Origin of the sequence: Paenirhizobium cremeum (assembly GCF_047553425.1) — a bacterium.
Taxonomy (GTDB): domain Bacteria; phylum Pseudomonadota; class Alphaproteobacteria; order Rhizobiales; family Rhizobiaceae; genus Allorhizobium; species Allorhizobium cremeum.
In genome coordinates, this window is the sequence record NZ_CP180217.1 from 2,963,087 (window position 1) to 2,984,459 (window position 21,373).

The 21,373-nt window shown below is 63.1% G+C and carries 16 protein-coding genes and 1 pseudogene; 14 read left to right on the forward strand and 3 right to left on the reverse strand.

Features of this window, described 5'->3' with window-relative positions; translation table 11 throughout:
• Positions 1-31: 31 nt before the first annotated feature.
• Positions 32-928, forward strand: a complete 897-nt coding sequence (locus ACLBKR_RS14575; protein WP_414899468.1) for a LysR family transcriptional regulator — start codon at positions 32-34, stop codon at positions 926-928.
• Positions 929-955: 27 nt separating this feature from the next.
• Here the strand turns inward: ACLBKR_RS14575 and ACLBKR_RS14580 are convergent, their stop codons facing one another.
• Complete coding sequence (locus tag ACLBKR_RS14580; protein WP_112829244.1) at positions 956-2,365, reverse strand: helix-turn-helix domain-containing protein; 1,410 nt, start codon at positions 2,363-2,365, stop codon at positions 956-958.
• A gap of 134 nt (positions 2,366-2,499) precedes the next feature.
• Here ACLBKR_RS14580 and ACLBKR_RS14585 point away from each other — a divergent pair, with 134 nt between their 5' ends.
• The 5 genes from ACLBKR_RS14585 (at position 2,500) to scpA (ending at position 9,827) form a co-directional block, all read left to right on the forward strand.
• Positions 2,500-4,032, forward strand: a complete 1,533-nt coding sequence (locus tag ACLBKR_RS14585; protein WP_112829372.1) for an acyl-CoA carboxylase subunit beta — start codon at positions 2,500-2,502, stop codon at positions 4,030-4,032.
• A gap of 11 nt (positions 4,033-4,043) precedes the next feature.
• A complete protein-coding gene (locus tag ACLBKR_RS14590) occupies positions 4,044-4,421 on the forward strand; it encodes a hypothetical protein (RefSeq protein WP_112829243.1) in 378 nt (125 codons plus the stop codon).
• Positions 4,422-4,554: 133 nt separating this feature from the next.
• On the forward strand, positions 4,555-5,106 hold the full coding sequence (locus tag ACLBKR_RS14595) for an RNA 2'-phosphotransferase (protein ID WP_414899469.1): 552 nt from the start codon (positions 4,555-4,557) through the stop codon (positions 5,104-5,106).
• On the forward strand, positions 5,103-7,109 hold the full coding sequence (locus ACLBKR_RS14600; protein ID WP_414899470.1) for an acetyl-CoA carboxylase biotin carboxylase subunit: 2,007 nt from the start codon (positions 5,103-5,105) through the stop codon (positions 7,107-7,109). Before ACLBKR_RS14595 ends, ACLBKR_RS14600 begins: the two co-directional genes overlap by 4 nt.
• Positions 7,110-7,685: 576 nt before the next feature.
• Complete coding sequence (gene scpA / locus ACLBKR_RS14605; protein ID WP_113438874.1) at positions 7,686-9,827, forward strand: methylmalonyl-CoA mutase; 2,142 nt, start codon at positions 7,686-7,688, stop codon at positions 9,825-9,827.
• A gap of 115 nt (positions 9,828-9,942) precedes the next feature.
• Here scpA and ACLBKR_RS14610 read toward each other — a convergent pair whose 3' ends face one another.
• Positions 9,943-10,881: a LysR family transcriptional regulator gene (locus tag ACLBKR_RS14610; RefSeq protein WP_113447764.1), complete on the reverse strand. Its 939-nt coding sequence runs from the start codon at positions 10,879-10,881 to the stop codon at positions 9,943-9,945.
• Between the two features lie 171 nt (positions 10,882-11,052).
• On the opposite strand from ACLBKR_RS14610, the gene ACLBKR_RS14615 reads away from it, so the two are divergent.
• From ACLBKR_RS14615 to mmsB, 7 genes and pseudogenes are all read left to right on the forward strand, one after another.
• Positions 11,053-12,255, forward strand: coding sequence for an ABC transporter substrate-binding protein (locus ACLBKR_RS14615; protein WP_113447765.1), 1,203 nt, complete (start codon positions 11,053-11,055; stop codon positions 12,253-12,255).
• 15 nt (positions 12,256-12,270) lie between these two features.
• Positions 12,271-13,053, forward strand: coding sequence for an ABC transporter ATP-binding protein (locus ACLBKR_RS14620; RefSeq protein WP_113424376.1), 783 nt, complete (start codon positions 12,271-12,273; stop codon positions 13,051-13,053).
• Between the two features lies 1 nt (position 13,054).
• Positions 13,055-13,756: an ABC transporter ATP-binding protein gene (locus tag ACLBKR_RS14625; RefSeq protein ID WP_113340873.1), complete on the forward strand. Its 702-nt coding sequence runs from the start codon at positions 13,055-13,057 to the stop codon at positions 13,754-13,756.
• Positions 13,757-13,760: 4 nt separating this feature from the next.
• The gene (locus tag ACLBKR_RS14630; RefSeq protein ID WP_112829236.1) at positions 13,761-14,648 is read left to right on the forward strand and encodes a branched-chain amino acid ABC transporter permease; all 888 of its coding nucleotides are present in this window, start codon (positions 13,761-13,763) and stop codon (positions 14,646-14,648) included.
• A gap of 97 nt (positions 14,649-14,745) precedes the next feature.
• Positions 14,746-15,657 (forward strand): annotated as a pseudogene (locus ACLBKR_RS14635) (branched-chain amino acid ABC transporter permease); the annotation flags it as partial.
• 101 nt (positions 15,658-15,758) lie between these two features.
• Positions 15,759-17,354, forward strand: coding sequence for a GMC family oxidoreductase N-terminal domain-containing protein (locus ACLBKR_RS14640; protein ID WP_113447766.1), 1,596 nt, complete (start codon positions 15,759-15,761; stop codon positions 17,352-17,354).
• A 24-nt stretch (positions 17,355-17,378) separates the two neighbouring features.
• Entirely contained in the window at positions 17,379-18,254 is an 876-nt protein-coding gene (gene mmsB, locus ACLBKR_RS14645) for a 3-hydroxyisobutyrate dehydrogenase (RefSeq protein ID WP_113447767.1), read from the forward strand.
• A gap of 561 nt (positions 18,255-18,815) precedes the next feature.
• On the opposite strand, the gene ACLBKR_RS14650 is transcribed toward mmsB, so the two are convergent.
• A complete protein-coding gene (locus ACLBKR_RS14650) occupies positions 18,816-20,741 on the reverse strand; it encodes an FAD-binding monooxygenase (protein WP_414899471.1) in 1,926 nt (641 codons plus the stop codon).
• A gap of 130 nt (positions 20,742-20,871) precedes the next feature.
• On the opposite strand from ACLBKR_RS14650, the gene ACLBKR_RS14655 reads away from it, so the two are divergent.
• Positions 20,872-21,333 (forward strand): MarR family winged helix-turn-helix transcriptional regulator, encoded by a 462-nt coding sequence (locus ACLBKR_RS14655; protein ID WP_414899472.1) that lies wholly within the window; start codon positions 20,872-20,874, stop codon positions 21,331-21,333.
• The last annotated feature ends 40 nt before the right edge of the window (positions 21,334-21,373 follow it).

Sequence of the window (21,373 nt, forward strand, 5' to 3'; positions counted from 1 at the left end):
GTCGACACAGAAGCGAACCGCCGGAGTGTTCATGCAGCGTGCCAATCTGAGCGATATCCAGGTCTTCATGGCCGTTGTCGATGCCGGGAGCTTCGTTGCCGGCGGCAAGGCCATGGGCCTGTCGCGCTCGGCGGCCGGAAAGGCCGTTCTCCGGCTTGAGGAACGTCTCGGTACACGCCTCCTGAACCGCACGACGCGCACGCTCAGCCTCACCGACGAAGGCCGGACCTTCTACCGGCACGGCCTGCAGATCTTCGCCACGATCGACGAAGCCGAAGCGAGCGTGGCCGGAACCACCGGCACGCCCCGCGGCGTGCTGCGGCTGACGGTTCCCGACGCCTTCGGAAGGCTGGTCATGCTGCCGCTTATCGGCAAATATCTGGAAGCCTGGCCCGAGATGCAGGTGGAGGTGAGTTTCACCGATCGCATCGAGGACATCGTCGACGAAGGCTTCGACCTCGCGATCCGGATCGGCGTCACGACCTCCGATTCCCGGCTGGTGTCCCGTGTCGTCGCCCGCTTCAAGGCCTTGCTCTGTGCCGCTCCCGCCTATCTCGCCGAACGCGGCGAACCCGAAACCGTCGATGATCTTGCCACCTATGACTGCCTGATCTTCACCAGCCGCAACCAGCGGCAGGCCTGGCGTTTTCCCGCAGAAGACGGCGGCTGGATTAGGGCGCAGGGACGAAGCCGCCTGCGGCTGGACAGCGGCGAGGCACTAAGGGATGCCGCCGTCGCGGGGCTCGGAATTGCCCTCCTCCCCGATTTTCTCGCCGCGCCCGATCTCGCCGCCGGACGCCTGCGACAGGTCCTGCCCGACCGTCAGGCAGCGGACGTCAACATCGTCGCGCTTTATCCGGACAAGCGCCTGCTGGAGCCCCGCGTCAGGCGTTTCATCGATCTCATGACGGACGAGTTGCGAAGCTGACGGGCCGGTCTTTCGCCAGCCCGTCCCTCACTCGATCTCGTAAGGGTTGGCATTCCTGACGGTGTGGTCGACCACCAGCCTGTGCTTGAGCGGCGGCACGGCGCGGCTCGTGCATTTCACCCGCTCGCAGATCCGGCAGGAAATGCCGATCGGATCGAAGGCCGCCCGGTTGGAAAGATCGAGATCGTCGGCATAGACGAACTGGTCGGCATAGGAAATCTCGCAGCCGAGCGCCAGCGCATAGCGGGGCTGCGCCGCGCGGAAGCCGAGCGTGCCCTTGTTCACCTGCGTCGCCAGACAGAGGTAGCGCACGCCATCGGGCGTTTCGGCAAGCTGGCGGATGATGCGGCCCGGAGCCTCGAAGGCCTGATGCGCGTTCCACAGCGGACAGGCCGCGCCGAAGCGGGCGAACTGCAGGCGGGCGGCGCTGTGCCGCTTGGTGATGTTGCCCGCCCGGTCGATACGGGCGAAGAAGACCGGCACACCCTTCTGCCCCGGACGCTGCAATGTCGACAGCCTGTGGCAGACCTGCTCCAGCGACGCGCCAAAGCGGGCGGCCAGCAATTCGAGATCGTGGCGCAGTTCCCGCGCCGCCTGCAGGAAGCTGCGATAGGGCAGGATCAGCGCGCCGGCGAAATAATTGTGCAGGCCGATGCGACAGATTTCCGCCGCCTCCTCCGTGCGGAAGCCCGCCGACTTCACGACCTGGTCGATCTTCGCCTCGGCGTGAAGCTGGGCGATCTGGGTGGCGATCTGGAAGTCGCGCGTCGGCGCCGAGGCATAGCGGGAAAGCGTCAGGATGCGCGATTTCGGATCGTAGCGGCGGATCGCCTCGTCGCCGGCCTCGCCGCGCACTACGCGCACCCCATGACGGCTTTCGAGAAAACCGGTCATGGCCGCGTAGTTTTCGCCCTCGCCGAGCTTCAGGTCCGCCGCCAGCCCCTCCGCCATCGCATCGATATCGTGGATGTAATTGTCGACGAAATGGAAGAAGTCCCGCACCTCGTCATAGGAGGTCGTCTCGTTGGCGGTCGCACCGCCCGCGCGGTCGGCATAGCTCGCAAGCTGCTCGCCGTTGCGCCGATAGGCCTGGTGGCAGGTGATGAGGGCATGAGCAAGGCCCGGCGCGTTCTGGGTGACGAGCTTCAGTTCCTGCAGGCTCGGCGTATAGGTCTCGAACAGCGGGTCCGACAGCGCCTCGGAAAGCGCCGACAGCAACCGGTCGTTCTGGCCGGAAGAAAGCTCGGTGATGTCGATCCCGAACTTTTCCGCAAGCGCCAGAAGCACGGACGCCGAAACGGGCCGCTGATTGTTCTCGATCTGGTTGAGATAGCTGGTGGAGATGCCGATCATGTCGGCGAACTGGGCCTGCGTGCCGCCGCTCGCCTGCCTGATTTCGCGCACCTTGCGGCCGATGAAGAGCTTGCCGATCGCCATTTGCAATTTCGCATTTTTCAGTTTGCAAATTTATAAATCCACAATTGCACCTCTTCAATCATTTTCTTTGCCTCGCCTGCCGTTTAAGGGCACAAATCATCCTGAAAAGCTTCATGAAAATGTCGGGAGGAAGCATGCGAATGGTATTGGACCAGCTCGAGGCGCGTCGCGCCGAGGCTCATCTCGGCGGTGGCCAGCGCCGCATCGACGCCCAGCACGCCAAGGGCAAGCTGACGGCGCGCGAGCGTATCGAAGTCCTGCTTGATGAGGGCTCCTTCGAAGAATACGACATGTATGTCACCCATCGCTGCACCGACTTCGGCATGGAAAACCAGAAGGTCGCCGGCGACGGCGTCGTCACCGGCTGGGGCACGATCAACGGCCGCCAGGTCTATGTCTTCTCGCAGGACTTCACCGTGCTTGGCGGTTCGCTTTCCGAGACCCATGCCCAGAAGATCTGCAAGATCATGGACATGGCGATGAAGAACGGCGCACCGGTGATCGGCCTCAACGATTCCGGCGGCGCCCGCATCCAGGAAGGCGTCGCCTCGCTCGCCGGTTATGCCGACGTGTTCAAGCGCAATGTCGATGCCTCCGGCGTCGTGCCGCAGATCTCGGTCATCATGGGCCCCTGCGCCGGCGGCGCGGTCTATTCGCCCGCCATGACCGATTTCATCTTCATGGTGCGCGACAGCTCCTACATGTTCGTCACCGGCCCCGACGTCGTGAAGACGGTGACGAACGAGATCGTCACGGCCGAAGAACTCGGCGGTGCCTCGACCCACACGAAAAAGTCTTCGGTCGCCGACGGCGCCTATGAGAACGACATCGAGGCCTTGGAACAGGTCCGCCTGCTCTTCGACTTCCTGCCGCTCAACAACCGCGAAAAGCCGCCGGTCCGCCCCTTCCACGACGATCCGGCCCGCGTCGAGAACCGTCTCGACACGCTGATCCCGGACAGTTCCAACAAGCCCTACGACATGAAGGAGCTGATCTACGCTCTGGCCGACGAGGGCGATTTCTTCGAGATCCAGGAAGCCTTCGCCAGGAACATCATCACCGGCTTCATCCGCATGGAAGGCCAGACGGTCGGCGTCGTCGCCAACCAGCCGATGGTGCTCGCCGGCTGCCTCGATATCGATAGTTCGCGCAAGGCCGCCCGTTTCGTCCGCTTTTGCGACGCCTTCAACATTCCGCTCCTGACGCTGGTCGACGTTCCCGGCTTCCTTCCCGGAACCAGCCAGGAATATGGCGGCGTCATCAAGCATGGCGCGAAGCTGCTCTTCGCCTATAGCCAGGCCACGGTTCCGATGGTGACGCTCATCACCCGCAAGGCCTATGGCGGCGCCTACGACGTCATGGCCTCCAAGCATATCGGCGCGGATATCAACTATGCATGGCCGACCGCCGAGATCGCCGTCATGGGCGCCAAGGGCGCGACCGAAATCCTCTATCGTTCCGAGCTCAACGATCCCGAAAAGATCGCCGCCCGCACGAAGGAATACGAGGAGCGCTTCGCCAACCCCTTCGTCGCCGCCGAACGCGGTTTCATCGACGAAGTCATCATGCCGCATTCCTCGCGCCGCCGCATCGCCCGTGCCTTCGCCTCGCTGCGCAACAAGCAGCTCGGCACGCACTGGAAGAAGCACGACACGATCCCGTTGTAAGGGGGTAGCTGATGGCCGATCTTCCTGACATGACCAAACACAAGGGCTTCCCGTCCGGGATGCCCGGCACCGGCGTGCAGTTCACCATCCGCCGCGCCAATCCGAAGGGCGTGACGCCGCTGAAAGCCCTGCCCCGCAAGGCCCGCCCCGGCACCAAGGAACACCGCATCGACGCGGCCTTCCTGCATGCCCTCTGGCACCATTTCGGCGACGAGCCCTTCGAGCGCGGCAACCTTGATGCCGCCCGGCTGAACCTTCTTTTCGGCCGCGAAGTCATCGCGGCGGACAAGGATTTCGATCCGCTTTCCTACGAAGCCATGCTGGTGATTAACGAAAAACTCGCCCGGCAGAACTTCCCGGAATCATTTGACGACGTATTCGAGGTGTGACGGTGACCATCAAGAAAATCCTCATTGCCGATCCCATCGCCTCGCGGCACAGCAAGCAGTTTGGTTCGGCTCGATGAAACACGACGCGAGCCGGCTTTAAGCGGCATCACGGTCAACCCTGACGGAGGACGGGATGTCGACGCAGACGAGTAAATTTCTGAGCTATGTCCTGCGCCACGCGCCGGAGAGCATAGGCCTTTCTCTCGACCGGCAAGGCTGGGCAGAGATCGGAGAACTGCTCGAGAAGGCCCGTATCGAGGGACACGTTCTGGACCTCGCCGGCCTTCAGCGCATCGTGGCCGAAAGCGACAAGAAGCGGTTCACGATTTCCGAGGATGGGAAGCGTATCCGCGCCGCTCAGGGCCATTCGGTCAACGTCGATCTCGGACTTCAGCCCAGTCAGCCACCGGATACCCTTTACCATGGAACTGCGACACGCTTTGTCGAAAGCATCAAGACGCAAGGCCTTGTCGCGGGAAGCCGCCAGCAGGTTCATCTTTCGAACGACGTCGCCACCGCCCAGAACGTTGGCCAGAGGCACGGCAAGCCGGTGGTACTGACCATAAACACCGGCCGAATGTTTGCCGACGGCCAGAAGTTCTACTTCACCGACAACAGCGTTTGGCTGACCGATGCCGTTCCGGCCAGCTACATCTCTTTCCCGTCTGACGGAGAACAAGCATGATCAAGAAAATCCTCATCGCCAACCGTGGCGAAATCGCCTGCCGGGTCATCAAGACCGCGAAGAAGATGGGCATCGCCACCGTCGCCGTCTATTCCGACGCCGACCGGGACGCGCTGCATGTGAAGATGGCTGACGAGGCCGTCCATATCGGTCCGGCTCCGTCCAACCAGTCCTATATCGTCATCGAGAAGATCCTCGAGGCGATCCGCAAGACCGGCGCAGACGCCGTTCATCCGGGTTATGGGTTCCTGTCGGAAAACGCCGTCTTCGCCGATGCGCTCGCCAATGAAGGCATTACCTTTGTCGGCCCGCCGGTCGGCGCGATCCAGGCCATGGGCGACAAGATCACCTCCAAGAAGCTTGCGGCCGAAGCCGGCGTCTCCACGGTTCCGGGCCATATGGGCCTGATCGAGGATGCCGACGAGGCTGTGAAGATCTCCGACCAGATCGGTTATCCCGTGATGATTAAGGCCTCTGCCGGCGGCGGCGGCAAGGGCATGCGCATTGCCTGGAACGCCGAAGAAGCCCGCGAAGGCTTCCAGTCCTCGCGTAACGAGGCGAAGAACTCCTTCGGCGACGACCGCATCTTCATCGAGAAGTTCGTCACCGAGCCGCGCCACATCGAAATCCAGGTGCTCGGCGACAAGCACGGCAACGTGCTCTATCTCGGCGAACGCGAATGCTCGATCCAGCGCCGCAACCAGAAGGTCATCGAGGAGGCCCCCTCGCCCTTCCTCGACGAAGCGACCCGCAAGGCCATGGGCGAACAGGCCGTGGCGCTCGCCAAGGCCGTGGGATACCACTCCGCCGGCACGGTCGAGTTCATCGTCGACGGCAAGCAGAACAAGTTCTACTTCCTCGAAATGAACACCCGCCTGCAGGTGGAACACCCGGTCACCGAACTCATCACCGGCCTCGACCTCGTCGAGCAGATGATCCGCGTCGCCTCCGGCGAGAAGCTTTCCTTCGGCCAGGCGGACGTCAAGCTCAACGGCTGGGCGATCGAAAGCCGCCTTTATGCCGAAGACCCCTACCGCAACTTCCTGCCCTCCATCGGCCGCCTGACGCGTTACCGCCCGCCGGTCGAAGGCAAGGAGGATGACGGCACCGTCGTCCGCAACGATACCGGCGTCTACGAAGGCGGCGAGATCTCGATGTATTACGACCCGATGATCGCCAAGCTCTGCACCTGGGCGCCTGACCGCCTGACCGCAATCGACGCCATGTCGAAGGCACTCGACAATTTCGAGGTCGAGGGCATCGGCCACAACCTGCCCTTCCTCTCCGCCGTCATGCAGCAGGAGCGCTTCCGCTCCGGCAAGCTGACCACCGCCTACATCGCCGAGGAATTCAAGGACGGCTTCACTGGCGTGGCACCGGACGAAAAGGCCGCCCGCAAGCTGGCCGCCATCGCCGCCGTCATCAACCAGACGCTTCAGGAGCGCGCCGTCGCCATTTCCGGCACCATCGGCAATCATCCGCGCAAGGTCGGCAAGGACTGGGTGGTTACGCTTGCCGGCCATTCCTTCCCGCTGACGGTTGAAACCGGCACGGACGGCACCGCCATCGCCTTTGCCGATGACGGCAAGTGCTCCGTCACCGGCGGCTGGCTTCCGGGCCAGAGCCACACGGTCTTCCATGTCGATGGCGAAGCCGTCGGCGTGAAAGTGGACCTGAAGGGCGCCGCGATCCGCCTGCGCTGGCGTGGCATGGACGTCACCGCCCGCGTCCGCTCGCCCCGCATCGCCGCACTCGCCAGGCTGATGCCGGAAAAGCTGCCGCCGGATACCTCGAAGATGCTGCTCTGCCCGATGCCGGGTGTCATCACCTCGGTTGCCGTCAAGGAAGGCGATCAGGTGGAAGCCGGTCAGGCGCTCGCCACTGTCGAAGCCATGAAGATGGAAAACATCCTCAAGGCGGAAAAGCGCAGCGTGGTGAAGAAGGTCGCCGTCAACGCCGGCCAGAGCCTCGCCGTAGACGAACTGATTATGGAGTTCGAATAAGGAACAGGGCAGAGGGGGTGGATACGGGGAAGACGAAATCGATTTTCCCTTTGTTTTCAATCTCGCTTCCCGCCATTCGTCCCCGGCCGATGGCATCATGTCACCATGGCGTCGTTGCTTCATCGGATACACTGCGAGGCGTCGCGGCGAGAGGCAACCGGCGCCCGGTGCGGGGAAGAGACGCAAGAGCCGTGTCGGGGGTTCGTGGAATTGGGTCCTCTCGCTGAAAAAGCGACGTGCCGTTACGGCAGAGAGGCGGACGGCAGCCGGTGAAACCCCGGCGCCCTTTGAAACCCGGCAAGAAGGCTGCAAACCGTGGCCTTGACTGCCGGACGCGAAATCGGGACGAGCCGATTTCTGTTCGTGCGAGGAACCCGGACCGCGGGCAAAAACCGCTGAACGGGGTGCCGGAAGGTGCCACTTTTTATACACTAAACGAGGCAGCTCCGGCGCCCCGTCCGATCGAGAGCATGTCGCGCAAAAGTGTTGAGCGGTTTTGCGGCAACGACATGCGACAAGACAAAGTATTCAAGCCACGGCCCCGCGCGCGTGGTTAAAGGCGCAGGAGGAAAATGGATGTCGAGCGAAAAGACCATCAAGGACTGGGAAGCGCTGGCCGAGAAGGAGCTGAAGCGTCCGGCCGAAACGCTGACCTGGCATACGCCCGAGGGCATCGACGTCAAGCCGCTCTACACGGCCGAAGACCTTGAGGGCATCGACCACCTGAAATCCCTGCCGGGCTTTGCGCCTTTTGTCCGCGGCCCGCGCGCCACCATGTATGCCGGTCGTCCCTGGACGATCCGCCAGTATGCCGGCTTCTCGACGGCGGAAGAGTCCAACGCCTTCTACCGCAAGGCGCTTGCCGCAGGCCAGCAGGGCGTCTCCGTCGCCTTCGACCTCGCCACCCATCGCGGCTACGACTCGAACCATCCCCGCGTCGAAGGCGATGTCGGCAAGGCAGGCGTGGCGATCGACAGCGTCGAGGACATGAAGATCCTGTTCGACGGCATTCCGCTCGAAAACATCTCCGTTTCCATGACCATGAACGGCGCGGTCATCCCGATCCTCGCCAATTTCATCGTCACCGGCGAGGAACAGGGCGTTTCCCGCGACAAGCTTTCCGGCACCATCCAGAACGACATCCTGAAGGAGTTCATGGTCCGCAACACCTACATCTACCCGCCGGAACCCTCGATGCGCATCATTGCCGATATCATCGAGTACACGGCAAAGGAGATGCCGAAATTCAACTCCATCTCGATTTCCGGCTACCACATGCAGGAAGCCGGCGCGACGCTGGTGCAGGAACTGGCCTTCACGCTGGCGGACGGTCGCGAATACGTTCGCGCCGCGCTGAAGAAGGGCCTGAACGTCGATGATTTCGCCGGTCGGCTGTCCTTCTTCTTCGCCATCGGCATGAACTTCTTCATGGAGGCCGCCAAGCTGCGCGCCGCCCGCCTGCTCTGGACCCGCATCATGCAGGAATTCGAGCCGAAGAAGGCTTCCTCCCTGATGCTGCGCACCCATTGTCAGACCTCCGGCGTCTCGCTGCAGGAACAGGACCCCTACAACAACGTCATCCGGACGGCCTATGAGGCGCTGTCGGCGGCACTCGGCGGCACCCAGTCGCTGCACACCAACGCGCTCGATGAAGCCATCGCGCTGCCGACCGAGTTCTCGGCCCGCATCGCCCGCAACACCCAGCTCATCCTGCAGAACGAGACAGGCGTCACGAAGGTCGTCGATCCGCTCGCCGGTTCCTACTATGTCGAAAGCCTGACCAACGAACTGGCGGAGAAGGCCTGGGCGCTGATCGAGGAAGTGGAAGCCATGGGCGGCATGACCAAGGCCGTCGATGCCGGCCTGCCCAAGCGCCTGATCGAGGAAGCCGCGACCCGCCGCCAGGCGGCGATCGACAAGGGCGAGGAAGTCATCGTCGGCGTCAACAAATTCCGCCTGGAGAACGAGGAGCCCATCGACATTCTGGAGATCGACAACTCCGCCGTCCGCGCCTCCCAGATCAGGCGCATCGAGGAAACCAAGCGCCGCCGCGACACGAAAAAGGTCGAAAAAGCGCTGGCCCGCCTGACCGAAGTCGCCCGCACCGGCGAGGGCAACATTCTCGAGGCAGCCGTCGACGCTGCCCGCGAGCGCGCCACCGTCGGCGAAATCTCGGACGCCATGCGCGCCGTCTTCGGCGACCATGCCGCAGTCCCGAAGGTCGTGCGCAACATCTACGGCAAGGCCTATCAGGGCGATCCGGAACTCTCGATCCTCTCCGACCGCCTCGAAGGCTACAGGAAGGCCAAGGGCGCTGCCCCCCGCATTCTCGTCGCCAAGCTCGGCCAGGACGGCCACGACCGCGGCGCCAAGGTGATCGCATCCGCCTTCGGCGACATCGGCTTCGACGTCGTCGCCGGCCCGCTCTTCCAGACACCGGACGAGGCCGCCGATCTTGCGGTCAGGGAAAAGGTCCAGGTCGTCGGAATGTCTTCGCTCGCAGCCGGCCACAAGACGCTGGCGCCGCAACTGGTCGAAGCCCTGAAGGCCAAGGGCGCCGAAAACGTCGTCGTCGTCGTCGGCGGCGTCATCCCCCGGCAGGACTACGACTACCTCATGGACCACGGCGTCGCCGCCGTCTTCGGCCCCGGCACCAACGTCATGGACGCCGCCCGCTCCGTCCTCGACCTCGTCGAGGGCCGCCTGCGCAACGACTGACGACGAGAGTTCCGGGGATCACCTCAGGTGTTTCCCGGAAGCGCCGGGAAGCGAGGGACACGGAGCTTCGGCGGTTGTACCCAGGATGCCGTTACATAAGTCTGGCACTTGTGGCTCACCCCCGCGACACTAGCCCAACCTTCGCCCCCGAATTCCCGATGAACCCGCGGACATTGGCCTGAACCGATTCCCGCAGGAATTCGATCACGGTACGGATGCGCGCCACCTGCCTCAGATCGTGATGGCAGGCGATCCAGTAGTGGCGCAGCAGGTCCACCTCGTCCTCCAGCACCACCTGCAGCTCCGGATAGCGCTGGGCGATGAAGAGCGGCAGCACGCAAAGCCCGAGCCCGCTGCGCGTGGCGGTCAGCTGCGAGAAGATGCTGGAGCTCTGGAAATTCGGCCGGATCTTCGGATGGATGTCGCCGAGATAGTCGAGTCCCGGCGCGAAGATCATGTCCTGCACATAGCCGATGAAGGAATGCTCCAGCAGGTCGTCGCGGGTCTTCGGCACGCCCCGCGCCTCCAGATAACCGCGCGTCCCATAGATCTGCAGATGGTAGTCGGTGAGCTTCTCGGAAAAATACGGACCGGCCTTCGGCGGATCGAGAACGACCGCGAGATCGGCCTCCTTACGCGACAGCGCCATGATCTGCTGGATCGTCACCAGCTCCAGCGAGATGTTCGGATGACGGACGGAAAAGTCGGTCAACGTGTGGCTGAAGAAGAAGTTGGAAAAACCCTCCGGCGCGGAAAGCCTGACGACGCCGCGCTGGGCGGTCGCGCCACCGGCAAGCTCGGCCTGCAGCCGCTCCGTCTCCTGCTCGATCTTCTCCGCCGTCTCGACGAAACGCTGCCCCATGCCGGTCAGCACGTAGCCGCGTGGATTGCGCTCGAAGAGCTTCACCTTCAGCGCGAATTCCAGCCGGTCGATCCGCCGCGACACCGTCGCATGGCTGGTCCTGAGCTGCCGGGCGGCGGTCGAAAGCTGGCCTGTACGGGCAACCGCGAGGAAGAACTGCAGGTCGTCCCAGGTGAAATGTCCGCTGCCCATTGCCCTCCCCTTCTGTTCAAAAACGAACAGACCCTGTTTGCAATTAGTTAAACCGGGCGCTTGCGTCAACAAGCGCTTTCCCGGATCATGCCCGCCATGATCCGCCGTTTTGAGGAGAAGGGCTGGTCAATTTTGAACAGGTTCGCGACCTGCACTCTGGGAGGAGATCAAATGCGAAACAAGCTCATTGCGTCCATGGCTATTCTTTTGGCAAGCAGCACGGCAGCCCTTGCCGATGCATCGGACGGCAAGGTGAAGATCGGCATCCTGAACGACCAGTCCGGCGTTTATGCCGACTTCGGCGGCAAGTCCTCGGTCGAGGCCGCGAAGATGGCGGTCGAGGATTACGGCGGCAAGGTCCTCGGCGTGCCGGTCGAAATCGTCGACGCCGACCACCAGAACAAGGCCGACATCGCCTCCAACATCGCCCGCCAGTGGTTCGACACCGACCAGGTCGACGCGATCATGGAACTGACCACCTCTTCCGTTGCGCTCGCCGTCCAGGCCATCGCCAAGGAAAAGAAGAAGATCGACATCGTCACCGGCGCTGCGACCACCGAACTCACCGGCAAGCAGTGCAGCCCCTACGGCTTCCACTGGGCCTATGACACCCACGCGCTTGCGGTCGGCACCGGCGGCGCGCTCGTGAAGCAGGGCGGCGACAGCTGGTTCTTCCTGACCGCCGACTACGCCTTCGGCTATTCGCTCGAACAGCAGACCAGCGATTTCGTGAAGTCGTCAGGCGGTAACGTGGTGGGATCGGTTCGCCACCCGCTTGCCACCACCGACTTCTCCTCCTTCCTGCTGCAGGCCCAGTCCTCCGGCGCCAAGGTCATCGGCCTTGCCAATGCCGGCGCCGACACCCAGAACGCCATCAAGCAGGCCGCCGAATTCGGCATCACCCAGGGCGGCCAGCGCCTTGCGGCCCTTCTCTTCACCCTTGCGGAAGTACACGGCCTCGGCCTTGAAGCCGCGCAGGGCCTGACGCTGACGGAAGGCTTCTACTGGAACCGCGACGAGGAGAGCCAGAAGTTCGGCAAGCGCTTCTTCGAGCGCACCGGCAAGATGCCGAACATGGTTCATACCGGCACCTATTCCGCCGTGATGCAGTATCTGAAGGCGATCGACAAGGCCGGCACCGACGAGACGGAAGCCGTCGCCAAGCTGCTTCACGAAATGCCGGTGGACGACGTCTTCGCCAAGGGCGGCAGCGTCGGCCCGAACGGCCGCATGTTCCACGACATGTACCTGCTCGAAGTGAAGAAGCCCGGCGACAGCACGGAGCCCTGGGATTACTTCAACGTGCTTGCCACCATTCCGGGCAAGGAAGCCTATATCGATCCCGCCAAGAGCGGTTGCGAGCTGGTCAAGTAAGCCCGGCCGGTCGCAATGACGAACGCTTCGGCACATCTCAACGGGGAGTCGCGGGTGGTCTTGTCCGCCCGCGGTCTCCGCCGCGATTTCGGCGGCTTCACCGCCGTGCGCAACGTCGATCTCGACGTCCATCACGCGCGGGTCCACGCTCTGATCGGCCCGAACGGGGCCGGCAAGACGACAGTGTTCAACCTGCTGACCAAGTTCCTGCAGCCCTCGGCCGGAACGATCAACCTGCTCGGCACCGACATCACCCAGACGCCGCCGGACAAGGTTGCGCGCATGGGGCTCGTCCGCTCCTTCCAGATTTCGGCGGTCTTCCCGCACCTCACCGTGCTCGACAATGTCCGCGTGGCGTTGCAGCGGCCGAACGGGCTTGCCCATCAGTTCTGGCGGCCTCTCTCGGCCCTCGACACGTTGAACGAACGCGCCGAGCAACTGCTGTCCACCGTCGGCCTTTCCAAGGAGCGCGACGTCGTCGCGGCGGACCTCTCCTACGGCCGCAAGCGCGTCCTCGAGATTGCGACCACGCTCGCGCTCGATCCGAAGGTCCTGCTGCTGGACGAGCCGATGGCCGGCATGGGGCAGGAAGACGTCGGCGTCATCGCCGATCTCATCCGTGAAGTCGCGAGAACCCGCGCCGTCCTGATGGTCGAGCACAACCTCTCGGTCGTCGCCAACATCTGCCATCACGTAACCGTGCTGCAGCGGGGCGAGATCCTCGCCGAAGGCAATTACGAGACGGTGAGCAACGATCCGCGCGTCCGCGTGGCCTATATGGGCACGGAGGAGGCCTGACATGACGGCACTTCTGGAAGTCCGAAACCTCAATTCCTGGTACGGCGAAAGCCATATCCTGCATGGCGTCGACATGAATGTCGGCGAAGGCGAGACCGTCACCATTCTCGGCCGCAACGGCGTCGGCAAGACCACGACGCTGCGCACCGTCACCGGCATCGTCCGGGCACGCAAGGGCGAAATCCGTTTCGCCGGCAAGGACATGATGCAGGTGCCCCTGCACCGCACCGCCCATCACGGCATCGGCTTCGTGCCGGAGGAACGCGGCATCTTCTCGACGCTCAACGTGCTCGAAAACCTGATGCTGCCGCCGGAAGTCGCCAAGGGCGGCATGACGCTGGACGAGATCTTCGAGCTCTTCCCCAATCTCCACGAACGCAGGAACAGCCCGGGCACGCGCCTTTCCGGCGGCGAACAGCAGATGCTCGCCATCGCCCGCATCCTGCGCACAGGCACCCGCCTGCTGCTGCTCGACGAACCGACGGAAGGCCTTGCCCCCGTCATCGTGCAGCGCATCGGCGAGGTGCTGAAGACACTCAAGCAGAGAGGCATGACCGTGCTTCTGGTCGAACAGAATTTCCGCTTCGCAAGCCGCGTCGCCGACCGCTTCTACCTGATGGAGCACGGCCAGATGGTGGCCGAGTTCAAGGTGGGCGAACTGCCCGAACGCATGGACATGCTTCACAAGGTTCTGGGGGTCTGATGCCATGACGATGATATTCGGCGTTCCCCTCCAGGCGCTTCTCGGGCAATTGCTGATCGGTCTCATCAACGGCTCCTTCTATGCGCTCCTGTCGCTCGGGCTGGCGATCATCTTCGGCCTGCTCCGGATGATTAACTTCGCCCACGGCGCGCAATACATGCTCGGCGCCTTCGTGGCCTACCTGCTGCTCACCTTCCTCGGCATCGGCTACTGGCCGGCGCTCATTCTTGCGCCGCTGATCGTCGGCATCCTCGGCGCGATTGTCGAACGCCTGTTCCTGCGGCGTCTCTACGATCTCGATCCGCTCTACGGCCTGCTCTTCACCTTCGGCCTGGCGCTGACCATCGAGGGCACCTTCCGTTACCTCTACGGCTCGTCCGGCCAGCCCTATGCGACGCCATCGGCCCTTTCCGGCGGCACCAATCTCGGCTTCATGTTCATGCCGATCTATCGCGGCTGGGTGGTCGTCGTCTCGCTCGTCGTCTGCATCGGCACATGGCTGCTGATCGAGAAGACCAAGCTCGGCGCCTACCTTCGCGCCGCAACGGAAAACTCGACGCTGGTGCAGGCCTTCGGCGTCAACGTGCCGGTGCTCTTGACCTTCACCTACGGTCTCGGCGTCGCGCTCGCCGCCTTTGCCGGCGTGCTCGCCGCGCCCGTCTACCAGGTGTCGCCGCTGATGGGATCGAACATCATCATCGTCGTCTTCGCGGTGGTCGTGGTCGGCGGCATGGGCTCGATCATGGGCGCCATCCTCACCGGCTACATGCTGGGTATCGCGGAAGGCCTGACCAAGGTATTCTATCCGGAAGCCTCCAATATCGTGATCTTCGTCATCATGGCGATCGTTCTTCTCATCCGGCCCGCGGGCCTCTTCGGTCGGGATGCGTGACATGGCTCATTCGACAACAACGACAACCACCTCGCCGCATTCGGCGTCTCCGGCGACCGGCAACGCTTCCGCCGCGCGCACGATCCTGCTCGGCATCGGACTCATCCTGCTGATTGCAGCCCCCTTCTTCCTCTACCCGGTCTTCCTGATGAAGATCCTGTGCTTCGCGCTGTTTGCCTGCGCGTTCAACCTGCTGCTCGGCTATACCGGCCTCCTCTCCTTCGGCCATGCCACCTTCTTCGGCGGCGCGGCCTATTTCACCGCCCATGCGGTGAAGGAATGGGGTTTCTCGCCGGAACTCGGCATTCTCGCGGGCGTGCTGGGTGCTGCCGTTCTCGGCCTCATCATGGGTTTCTTCGCCATCCGCCGGCAGGGCATCTACTTCGCCATGATTACGCTCGCGCTCTCGCAGATGTTCTTCTTCTTCTGCCTGCAGGCCGAGTTCACCCATGGCGAGGACGGCATCCAGTCGGTGCCGCGCGGCCATCTCTTCGGCTTCATCGATCTCTCGCAACCGCTCAACATGTACTATCTGGTGCTGGCGATCTTCGTCATCGGCCTCTTCGTCATCTGGCGCTTCATCAACTCGCCCTTCGGCATGATCCTGAAGTCGATCCGCGAAAACGAGGCGCGCGCCGTCTCGCTCGGCTATTCCGTCGCCCGCTACAAGCTCGGCGCCTTCGTGATGTCCGCGGCGTTGGCCGGCCTTGCCGGCGCGGTAAAGGCGCTGGTCTTCCAGTTCGCCACGCTGACCGACGTCACCTGGCAGATGTCGGGCGAGGTGATCCTGATGACATTGCTCGGCGGGATCGGCACGCTGATCGGGCCGGTGGTCGGCGCCGGCCTCGTGGTGACGCTCGGCAACTACCTCGCAACCACCGGCTTCCCGGTGACCATCATCACCGGCATCGTCTTCATGGTCTGCGTGCTGCTCTTCCGGCGCGGTATCGTCGGCGAGTTCTATGCGTCCCGGATCGGCCGCAAACTCGGCTTCGAATACCGGCGATAGGCCTGGGCCGGCATCCCGCCGGCTCCGGCACATTGACACAACATATCGGATTGCAGCCGCGCCGACAGCCGTTCGCGCGACGGTACCCTGCGGAGTAAAACATGGAGAGTTACGACTACATCGTCATCGGAGCCGGTTCGGCGGGATGCGTCCTGGCGAACCGCCTGTCCGCCGCCCGGAACAGCCGCGTCCTGCTGCTGGAAGCCGGCGGTTCCGACAATTACCACTGGATCCATATTCCCGTCGGATATCTCTACTGCATCAACAATCCGCGAACCGACTGGTGCTTCACCACGGCGAAGGAAGAGGGCCTGAACGGCCGTTCGCTCAGCTATCCACGTGGCAAGGTGCTTGGTGGCTGCTCGTCGATCAACGGCATGATCTACATGCGCGGCCAGGCCCACGACTACGACCAGTGGCGACAGATGGGCTGCGAAGGCTGGGGCTGGGACGACGTCCTGCCCCTCTTCCGCAAATCCGAGGATTTCTACAAGGGTGCAGACGAGATGCATGGCGCCGGCGGCGAATGGCGCGTCGAAAAGGCCCGTGTCCGCTGGGCGGTGCTCGAAGCCTTCCAGCAGGCGGCGAAGGAAGCCGGCATTCCCGAGACTGCCGATTTCAACCGCGGCACCAACGAGGGTTCAGGCTATTTCGACGTCAACCAGCGATCCGGCATCCGCTGGAACACCGCCAAGGCCTTCCTGCGTCCGGCCGTCAAGCGCGGCAACCTGACGGTTCTCACCAAGGCCCATGTCATGCGCCTGCTGATCGAGGACGGTGCGGTGACCGGCGTCGAGGCGTATCATGACGGCGTGGCGAAGCGCTTTACGGCCCGCCGCGAGACCGTGCTTTCGGCCGGCGCCATCGGCTCGCCGCATATCCTCGAACTCTCCGGCATCGGCCGGGGCGATGTGTTGCAACAGGCAGGGATCGACGTGGTGAAAGAGGTTCGCGACGTCGGCGAAAACCTGCAGGACCATCTGCAACTCCGCATGGCCTTCAAGGTCACCGGTGTTCCGACACTCAACGAAAAGGCGTCGAGCCTCTATGGCAAGGCCGCGATCGGTCTCGAATACCTGCTGAAGCGATCCGGTCCCATGGCCATGGCCCCGAGCCAGCTTGGCATCTTCACCCGCTCCGGCCCGGACAAGGAAACCCCGGACCTGCAATATCACGTCCAGCCGGTGACGCTGGAAAAATTCGGCGAGCCCGTCCACCCCTTCCCGGCGATCACCGCAAGCGTCTGCAACCTTCGCCCTGAAAGCCGCGGCTCGGTGCATCTCAGCGCTCCCGATTTTGCCGCCAAGCCGGTGATCGCGCCGCATTATCTTTCGACCCCGGCGGACCGGGACATCGCGGTCAAGGCCATAAGGCTGACGCGCCGGATTGCCGAACAACCCTCGTTCGCCCGCTATCGTCCGGAGGAATTCAAGCCCGGCCCGCGTTTCGAAACCGATGAGGAACTGGTCCATGCCGCGGGCGACATCGGCACGACCATCTTCCATCCGGTCGGCACCTGCCGCATGGGCGCCGACGAGCAAAGCGTGGTCGACCCGCGCCTCAGGATGCGGGCGCTGAAGCGCCTCAGGATCGCGGACGCCTCGATCATGCCGACCATCACCTCCGGCAACACCAATTCCCCGACAATCATGATCGCCGAAAAGGCGGCCGAAATGATCCTGGCGGACAACCGCTGATCCCGCGAAGGAAGGAAACACGAAATGACGAACATCGCATTCATCGGTCTCGGCAACATGGGTGGCCCGATGGCCGCAAACCTCGTCAAGGCAGGGCACAAGGTGAAGGGCTTCGACCTGTCGTCGGAAATTCTTCAGGCGGCGGCAGGCCATGGCGTTGCCCCCGCAACATCGCTCGAGGAGGCGACCGCCGATGCGGACGCCGTCGTCACCATGCTGCCGAAGGGCGTTCACGTACTCTCGGTCTGGTCCGACCTCGTCAAGGCGGTGAAGCCCGGCACCCTGCTGATCGACTGCTCAACCATCGACGTGGACAGTGCCCGCCGCGCCCATGAACTGGCGGCCGCCGCCGACTGCATCTCGCTCGATGCGCCGGTCTCCGGCGGCACTGGCGGAGCGGCGGCCGGAACGCTGACCTTCATGGCCGGCGGCAGCGACGGCGCCTTCGCTGAGGCCTCTCCCCTGCTTGAGGCCATGGGTCGGAAAATCGTCCATTGCGGCGGCAACGGCGCCGGACAGGCCGCCAAGATCTGCAACAACATGATCCTCGGCATTTCGATGATCGGGGTCTGCGAAGCCTTCGCGCTCGGCGAGAAGCTCGGCCTCTCCCACCAGGCATTGTTCGATGTTGCCTCGACATCGTCGGGCCAGTGCTGGTCGATCAACACCTATTGCCCGGTCCCCGGTCCCGTTCCGACCTCTCCCGCCAACAACGAATACAGGCCGGGCTTTGCGGCAGCCCTGATGTTGAAGGACCTGAAGCTCGCGCAGGAAGCAGCGCTTGGCTGCGGCGCAGCCACCCCGCTCGGGGCCGAAGCGGCGCAGCTGTTCGATCTCTTCGCCAAGCAGGGAAATGGCGGCAGGGATTTCTCCGCCATCATCGAGATGCTGCGCGACTGAACCTCCACCTGCCGACCGGATACGGCCGGCCGAGAGCTCCCAGACCGGCCATACCGTCGAAAAAAGGATGGGAGGAACATAACTTGGGGGGGACATCACGCACAACGTCTTCCAGGGTCGTTCGGACACTGATTGCGACCGCAGCGGGGGACTTGATCGCAAGCGCCTGTTGGTAGGGTATCGGACGTTGGCCTGGAGAATCGCGCGTTCGGAATGCTAGAGCGTTTCATGTTTTGACGGAGACATGAAACGCTCTAAGTCGTGGTGAAAGCCGAGTCGGCGCGCCAGCGAGGTGTCTCCATGGAAATGCCAAGGGTTGTCCAACGGCTCGGTGGCGGACTCCAGCTTTTCGCCGACCAACGCTGCGAGCCAATAGACTGAACTCGGCGCCTCATCGGAAATGCTGACGATTCATCCGTCGGGCACGCCGTCCAAGGCAAGTTTCCTTGCCTTGGCGATGTCGCGATGATGGATCGTGCCGATCCGCTTTGCCGAATGCCACTTGCCGGCGACCGCATATTTAGGCAGATCTCCCAGGCCTCGACCTGGGATTAAAGACTGCTAATGTTCCGAAGGCGAAAGCGGCAGGAGGAAGCCTTCGAAGAACCGTGCAAGCTCGTTATGCGCGTTAAACGGCAGGACGTGCGCGACATGCTGATCGGGGCGGACAAGCACGAGGCATCCCTGTTCGCGATCGATCGCCCGCAGATCGAAGATGTCGCGCCCTTCTTTCGAGCAGGCACAGAAGATCTTTTCGTAGTCGACCAGCCCGAGCTTGCCTTTTCGCGGCAGGAGGAAATTCGGCAGCGTTTCCAGCGCCAGGTCGCGACTATGCTGCTGGAAGACCACCCGCAGATCGATTGCCGAGTCGATGTCCTCGCCAAATCGTGTGTATTTGCGTATCGGCGAATTGGGAGAACTGTCGAGGAAAGCACAAAGCCCACGAACGGCAGAGCCCTCTGCGGCAGGATCGCCTGAGGGGCTGAAGGCGAAAAGCCGCCAGCGCGCATCCGCCTTCACCACATGGCCGAGCTCGATCTGCTTGGCATCCGCAAGCCGGACGACCGGAGCGGAATGGAACCGGGCGCCGATTTCGAAGCCGGCCGCCAGCGACTGCCAGGACTTTTCTCCCGTCAACACCGAAGGCGAGTAGACGACGGACATGCCCGCCGTGTAGCGGCCGTGCTGGATGAAGTAGCGCTGGAATTTCGGTTCGTCGCCGTCCTGGCCCGGTTCCGGTCGTTCGCTCATGATCCGCGACCATTCGCGATCGAACTCGATCAGGTCCTTGGCCACGGCCTGGCGCTCGGCGGAATAGCTGTGCAGGATCTCGGGCGGGCAGCGCCCCTTTAGGACGGAGATGAGCTTCCAACCGAGATTGAAGGCGTCGCCCATCGAGACATTCATTCCCTGGCCCGCCTTCGGACTGTGGGTATGACAGGCATCGCCAGTGATGAAGACATGCGGGAGGCGCGTGCCGACGGCCGCTTGCGGGACGTCGTCGAACTTGTCCGTCAGCCGCTGGCCGATCTCGTAGACCGACCACCAGACGACCTCTCTGACGTCGAAGGAGAACGGCTTGAAGATACGCTGCGCCGCGGCGATCAGATGATCGACCGTGATGTTGCGGTTGGCGACCCGTTCACCCGCATTGAGCTTGTCGAGCTCGATATAGAGACGGACGAGATAGCCGCCCTCCCGCGGGATGATGATGATGTTGCCCTCTTTCGCCGACTGGATCAGCGTCTTGCAGCGGATATCCGGAAAGTCGGTGACCACGAGAACGTCCATCACGCCCCAGGCCTGGTTTGCGGAATCGCCGACCAGTTCGCGCCCGATCGACCGACGCACGGCGCTTCTCGCCCCGTCGCAGCCCACCACATAGCGGGCCCTGACCGTGCGCGCCTGCTCCCCGTCCACGCCTTCCGCCCGCTCGAGCGACACGGTGACGGGATAATCGGCGGCGTCGGGGTCGACCGTCAGATCGACGAGTTGCCAGGCATAGTCCGGCTCGAGCCGCGAGGGAGACTTGCGCATGACGTCGAGATACATGTCGTGCACACGCGCCTGGTTGAGGATCATGTGCGGCATCTCCGACAGGCCATCCTCGACGTCCTGGATGCGCCCGTTGCGGCTGATATGTTCGGGCCTGGCCGCGTCCGGCTTCCAGAACGTGGTCTCGTTCACCCAATAACCCTGCTTGAGGATCTTCTCGGCAAACCCGAAAGCATTGAACATTTCCATGGAACGGCAGGAAATTCCGTCTGCCTGTCCCTTTTCCATCGGACCCGGCCGGCGTTCGACAATGCGCGTGGATATTTCCGGAAAGGCGGAAAGCTGGGCCGCAAGCGTCAGCCCGGCGGGACCGGCACCGATGATGAGAACATCGACCGTCTCGGGCAGGTCGGCTTGCGGAACATCCCGGCCTGCCGCAGCCGCGCTGAGTTCCGGATCGCCGGGGCGAAATCCATTGAGGTGATACTGCATCCATAGTCCTCCCTATGATGTGATTTAGTATGTCGACTTATCATTTCGCAACACCTTCGGCAGATCAAATAAAAAAGTATGTCAGCGTATCATTTTTTGCTATGAAGACGAAAATCGACGAGGAACGGTCATGATCGAAGTAAGCGACGGCGCCGTCAGTGCCATGATGCCCGGACATCTGATCCGGCGTTTGCACCAGATATCGACCCAGGTCTTTGCCCGGCGGATTCGCGAGGCGGGATCGGATCTGACGCCCGTCCAGTTCGCCGCCCTCGATGCCATCAATCAACAGCCGGGTGTCGACCAGGCCAGCCTCGCCCATTCCATCGCCAAGGACCGCGCGACCGTGGGCGCGGTCGTCGACCGCATGGAGCAGAAGGGCCTTCTGACGCGGGTCGTCAGCGATCAGGACAAGCGCGCCCGCGAACTGACGCTGACCGACAAGGGTCGCCGGGTGCTTGCTGCGCTGATGCCGGTCGTCGCCGATCTGCAGAAGGAGATTCTCGGAGGGCTGAGCGAGGACGAGTACCGCCAGTTCATCGCGCTCGCGGCCAAGGCCGCGCGATCCGGCGATCCGGCGAACGAGAACTGACGTCGGGCCGAGACGACAATGGCCCGCCCGGCTATCCGGG

Coding starts and splice junctions, on each gene's coding strand:
- ACLBKR_RS14615 (WP_113447765.1), top strand. CDS start 11,053: ATGCGAAACAAGCTCATTGCGTCCATGGCTATTCTTTTGGCAAGCAGC.
- scpA (WP_113438874.1), top strand. CDS start 7,686: ATGTCGAGCGAAAAGACCATCAAGGACTGGGAAGCGCTGGCCGAGAAG.
- ACLBKR_RS14600 (WP_414899470.1), top strand. CDS start 5,103: ATGATCAAGAAAATCCTCATCGCCAACCGTGGCGAAATCGCCTGCCGG.
- ACLBKR_RS14575 (WP_414899468.1), top strand. CDS start 32: ATGCAGCGTGCCAATCTGAGCGATATCCAGGTCTTCATGGCCGTTGTC.
- ACLBKR_RS14590 (WP_112829243.1), top strand. CDS start 4,044: ATGGCCGATCTTCCTGACATGACCAAACACAAGGGCTTCCCGTCCGGG.
- ACLBKR_RS14580 (WP_112829244.1), bottom strand. CDS start 2,365: ATGGCGATCGGCAAGCTCTTCATCGGCCGCAAGGTGCGCGAAATCAGG.
- ACLBKR_RS14650 (WP_414899471.1), bottom strand. CDS start 20,741: ATGCAGTATCACCTCAATGGATTTCGCCCCGGCGATCCGGAACTCAGC.
- ACLBKR_RS14640 (WP_113447766.1), top strand. CDS start 15,759: ATGGAGAGTTACGACTACATCGTCATCGGAGCCGGTTCGGCGGGATGC.
- ACLBKR_RS14610 (WP_113447764.1), bottom strand. CDS start 10,881: ATGGGCAGCGGACATTTCACCTGGGACGACCTGCAGTTCTTCCTCGCG.
- ACLBKR_RS14595 (WP_414899469.1), top strand. CDS start 4,555: ATGTCGACGCAGACGAGTAAATTTCTGAGCTATGTCCTGCGCCACGCG.
- ACLBKR_RS14585 (WP_112829372.1), top strand. CDS start 2,500: ATGCGAATGGTATTGGACCAGCTCGAGGCGCGTCGCGCCGAGGCTCAT.
- ACLBKR_RS14620 (WP_113424376.1), top strand. CDS start 12,271: ATGACGAACGCTTCGGCACATCTCAACGGGGAGTCGCGGGTGGTCTTG.
- ACLBKR_RS14625 (WP_113340873.1), top strand. CDS start 13,055: ATGACGGCACTTCTGGAAGTCCGAAACCTCAATTCCTGGTACGGCGAA.
- ACLBKR_RS14655 (WP_414899472.1), top strand. CDS start 20,872: ATGATCGAAGTAAGCGACGGCGCCGTCAGTGCCATGATGCCCGGACAT.
- mmsB (WP_113447767.1), top strand. CDS start 17,379: ATGACGAACATCGCATTCATCGGTCTCGGCAACATGGGTGGCCCGATG.
- ACLBKR_RS14630 (WP_112829236.1), top strand. CDS start 13,761: ATGACGATGATATTCGGCGTTCCCCTCCAGGCGCTTCTCGGGCAATTG.